Consider the following 4,192-nt stretch of genomic DNA (forward strand, 5'->3'; position numbering starts at 1 on the left):
TCTCGCACGCGCTGCTGAAGGTGACGGTGAAGGAACAGTGCTCGACATGCCACGCCGCGCCGAAGGACTCGTTCCACCGCGACCTGAAGGCGGAGTGCAGCCAGTGCCACGGCGACAAGACCTGGAAGCCGGCGCACTTCGAGCACAGGCTGCTGGCTGCTGCCGTGCTCGACCGCTGCGAAAGTTGCCACAACGCGCCGACCGACCGACTGCACCGCCAGATCCAGGGCAGCTGCAAGAGCTGCCACAAGACGGAGGCCTGGAAGCCGGCGACCTTCGACCACGACAAGTACTTCGTGCTGGATCGCGACCACGAGGCGCCCTGCGACACCTGCCACCGCAACAACGATTACAGCCGCTACACCTGCTACGGTTGCCACGAACACTCGGAGGCGAAGGTCCGTGCGGAACACCTCGAAGAAGGCATCCGGGACTTCCAGGACTGCGTGGAGTGCCACCGCGACCCGAGGGTCGAGCCGCAGAAGGGACGGGGCGGGGATCGAGGCGGGCGCGAGCGTGACTGACCCACGGCAATCGGTGCGCGAGCACGTGGCTGGCGCGGCATGAGCCGGCGCAGGGTCCCGCTTGATCGCCTGGAGTCGCTGCCACCCGTCGCGCAGGGCCTGAGCGCGCAGCAGGTCGAGCACCAGCGCAGCTTCGGGTTCAACGACATCGTGGCGCCCACCACCGGCGGCTGGCTCGTCGTCGCGCGCGACACGGCACGCGACCCGATGCTGTGGTTCCTGCTGCTGACGGCGGGCCTGTTCGGCCTGCTCGGGCAGGTCACCGAGTCGCTCACGCTGCTCGCCGCAATGGCGCCCTTGCTCGGCATGGACGCCTGGCTGCATCGGCGCACTTCGGCATCCTCGGCGGGCCTGGCGAGCCGGCTGGCCAGTTCGGCGACGGTGCTGCGCGACGGGCAGTGGCGCAGCATCCCGTCACGGGAGCTGGTGCCCGGCGACCTGGTCGAGGTCACGCCGGGGGAGTACTTCCCGGCCGACGGCCTGCTGGTCGGCGGCGCCGGGCTCCAGGCCGACGAATCGACCCTGACGGGCGAATCGCTGCCGGTGGCCAAGCGCGCGCTCGATCCGTCGGTGCCGCTGCCCGCGAGCGTGCTTGACGAACACTGGGGAACGGCGGGAACGCGCCTGCTCACGGGAACGGCACGGCTGCGCATCGTCTTCATCGGCGGCGAGACGCGTTATGGCGAGATCGTCCGTTCTGCCACAGAGGGGAGCCACGCCGCGACCCCGCTGCAGAAGGCCATCGGCGAACTCGTGGCCGTGCTGATCGCTGTGGCGGTGGTCATGTGCGTCGTGCTGGCCGCGATCAGGCTGTGGCACGGCCATGGCTGGGTCGATGCCCTGCTCAGCGCATTGACGCTGGCCGTGGCCGCGTTGCCGGAGGAGTTCCCGGTCGTCTACACCTTCTTCCTCGGCGTCGGCGTCTTTCGCCTGGCGCGCCGCAAGGCCCTGGTGCGCCGTGCGGTGGCGGTGGAGAACATCGGCCGCGTGAGCTGCATCGTGTCCGACAAGACCGGGACGATCACCGCCGGCTCGCTGGTGCTGGCGCACCGGTCTGCCGCCGACGGGTTCGACGAGCCGTCGCTGCTGCAGGCGGCGGCCTTCGCCTCGCGCCCGGACAGCGGCGACCCGCTCGACCAGGCGCTGCGCGGCGCCGCGGGGCCGTTGCCGCCGGCGACGCGGCTGGCCGACTTCCCGTTCACCGAGGCGCGGCGCCGCGAGACGGTGATGCTGCGCCGCGACGGCGAGCAGGCGGTGGCGTTCACCAAGGGCGCGCCGGAAACCGTGCTGGCGATGTGCGACGGCTCGGCAGACGAACGAGCCGGCTGGCTCGCGCAGGTGGAGGCCTTCGCGCGCACGGGCCACAAGGTCATCGGCTGCGCCCGTCGTGGCATGGCCGATGGCGAGCGCCTCGACATCGAGCCCGAGACCGGCTTCGTGTTTGCGGGCCTGCTGGCCTTCGAGGACCCGGTGCGAGAGGGCGTGCGCGAGGCCATGGCCGACTGCCTGGCCGCGGGCATGCGGGTGCTCATGGTCACCGGCGACCATCCGGCCACCGCGGCCGCGATCGCGCGCGAGATCGGGCTCGGCGGCCCGCAGCCCGGCGTGGTGGCCCTGGCGCCCGACGACGACGCGGGCGCCGTGCTCCGCCGACCTGGCAGCGTGCACGTGGTGGCGCGGGCGACACCGCCGCAGAAGCTTGCCCTGGTGCAGGCGCTCCAGGCGCAGGGGGAACTGGTCGCCGTCACTGGCGATGGCGTGAACGACGTGCCCGCGCTGCGGCTGGCCGACGTCGGCGTGGCGATGGGAGAGCGTGGCACGCGCAGTGCCCGCGAGGTGGCGCCGGTGGTGCTGCTCGACGACAACTTCAGGACCATCGTCGCCGCCGTGGCCGAAGGCCGCCAGCTGTTCCAGAACCTGCGGCTGGCCTTTGCCTATCTTCTGCTCGTCCACCTGCCGCTGGTGATCGGGGCAGCGGCCATCCCGCTGATGGACCTGCCCCTGCTGTTCCTGCCGGTGCACATCGTCTGGCTGGAACTGGTCATCCATCCGACCGCGATGCTGGCCTTCCAGGACCTGCCTGCGGAGGGATCGCTCGCGCCGGTGCAACGCCTGCGGCGGGCGCGCTTCTTCTCGGCCGGCGCCTGGTCGGCCATGGTTGCCGTCGGCGCGCTGGTCAGCGTGGCCGTGGTCTGGAGCTACCTGCACGCGCTCGGCGCGGACCGGGACGTCGAGCACGCGCGCGCAATGGCCATGAGCGTGCTGCTCGCGGCCAGCGCTGGCCTGACGGTGGGCCTGACGAGACTGCGCCAGTCCACGCCGCGCTGGCTCGTGGCCGGCACGCTCGTTTCGCTCGGCGCCCTGGTCCAGATCCCGGTGCTCAGCCGGTTGCTGAACCTGCGTCCTCTGCACGCCGCCGACTGGGCGCTGGTGGCCGGGGTGTTGGCCGCCTCCGCCGTGGCCGCAGCGCTGGTGGCCGCGCGGCTGAACCGTCAGCCGCGCTGACCGGGTCGGGCAGGGTCTAGGTCGTCCAGATCCGTGGGGACACGGCATCCAGGCCCCAGGCCTGCGCACGCCAGCGATGGCGTACGGCCTTGAACAGGTCCATCAGCGGCTCGACCCGCGGCGCCAGCGCGCGCAGCACCACCACGCGGTCGTTCGGCGCGGTGGCTCCGGCCTGGCGTGCGAGGGCGTGATCGGCGGCCAGGCCGCGCGCCTCGTCGAGCAGGGCATCGCGCCGCGTTGCCGCTAGCGGCGTGCCGGCCGCAAACCACAGCGTGCCCAGCACGCGCTGGCCGGCCAGGCCCAGCGGCGAGTCGAGCAGCACGGCGTCGTCGGCCGCGATGGTGCCGCGCTCCAGCCAGACCCCGGGCAATTCCAGGTGCTGGCGGTAGCGGCCACGCTCGAAGGGCTGGTCGGCGGCCGGCAGGCCGAGCGCGAGCACGTCCCAGCCGAGCATCTCGGCATCGCCGTTCAGCGTGAAGACGAGGCGGTTCTCGCCGTCGCAGCCGCTGTAGGCCAGGGTTTCGAGCGGCAGCCATTCGAGCCGCGAACCGGCGGCCAGCGTGGCCTGCACCTGCTGCACCGCGCGATCGCCCTGGCTGCGATAGAAGCGCGCCGCACCAGGGCTGGTGATCACCGCGTGGCTGCCTTCGGCCAGGTTGAGCGCGATGCCCAGCGTGTCGCCGCCCACCATGCCGCCGGGCGGATGCACCAGCACGTGGTGGCAGATGCCCGGTCCTTCCGGGTACAGCCGCTGCAGCACGCGCAGCGGGCCGTCGTGGCGGTCGTGGGCTTGCGTGGTGTCGCCGTCGCGGCGGTAGTCGAGTTCGAGTCGGCCGTGCCAGCCCATGGATGCGCGAGAGAGTGCCCCGGCAGTGTAGCCAGGGCCGTGCCAGGCCCGGCCCGCTCAGGCCGCCGCGCCGCGCCGGTAGTCGCTCGGCGGCAGCCCCAGGTGCGCGCGGAACACGCGGCTGAAGTGCGCCATGTTGGAGAAGCCGAAGGCGAAGGCGATGTCGGTGATCGAGCGGTGTGCCTGCGCGCGGTCGTCGAAGCAGCGGCGGCAGCCTTCCAGCCGCCGGCGCAGGATGTAGCCGGCCACGCCGTCGGGCTCCTCGGCGAAGGCGTTGTAGAGCTGGCGGCGGCTGCAGTTCAGCGCTGCGCTCCGG

At 72.3% G+C, this 4,192-nt stretch carries 3 protein-coding genes and 1 pseudogene; 2 read left to right on the plus strand and 2 right to left on the minus strand.

The features are described from left to right. Nucleotides 1-524: pseudogene (locus AB7U92_RS22775) on the plus strand (class III cytochrome C family protein); the annotation flags it as partial. A 39-nt stretch (nt 525-563) separates the two neighbouring features. After that, nucleotides 564-3,029 (plus strand): cation-translocating P-type ATPase, encoded by a 2,466-nt coding sequence (locus tag AB7U92_RS22780; RefSeq protein ID WP_428582400.1) that lies wholly within the window; start codon nt 564-566, stop codon nt 3,027-3,029. A gap of 16 nt (nt 3,030-3,045) precedes the next feature. Here AB7U92_RS22780 and AB7U92_RS22785 read toward each other — a convergent pair whose 3' ends face one another. Then, on the minus strand, nt 3,046-3,876 hold the full coding sequence (locus AB7U92_RS22785; protein ID WP_428582402.1) for an urease accessory protein UreD: 831 nt from the start codon (nt 3,874-3,876) through the stop codon (nt 3,046-3,048). A 57-nt stretch (nt 3,877-3,933) separates the two neighbouring features. Next, the coding region (locus tag AB7U92_RS22790) for a helix-turn-helix domain-containing protein (protein ID WP_428582404.1) at nt 3,934-4,192 on the minus strand (259 nt) is incomplete at its 5' end.

The organism is Piscinibacter sp., from assembly GCF_050175855.1.
Taxonomy (GTDB): Bacteria; Pseudomonadota; Gammaproteobacteria; order Burkholderiales; family Burkholderiaceae_C; genus Piscinibacter.

Bases quoted from the DNA above. Each gene is read 5' to 3' on its own strand.
- AB7U92_RS22780 (WP_428582400.1), top strand. From the start codon at position 564: ATGAGCCGGCGCAGGGTCCCGCTTGATCGCCTGGAGTCGCTGCCACCC.
- AB7U92_RS22785 (WP_428582402.1), bottom strand. From the start codon at position 3,876: ATGGGCTGGCACGGCCGACTCGAACTCGACTACCGCCGCGACGGCGAC.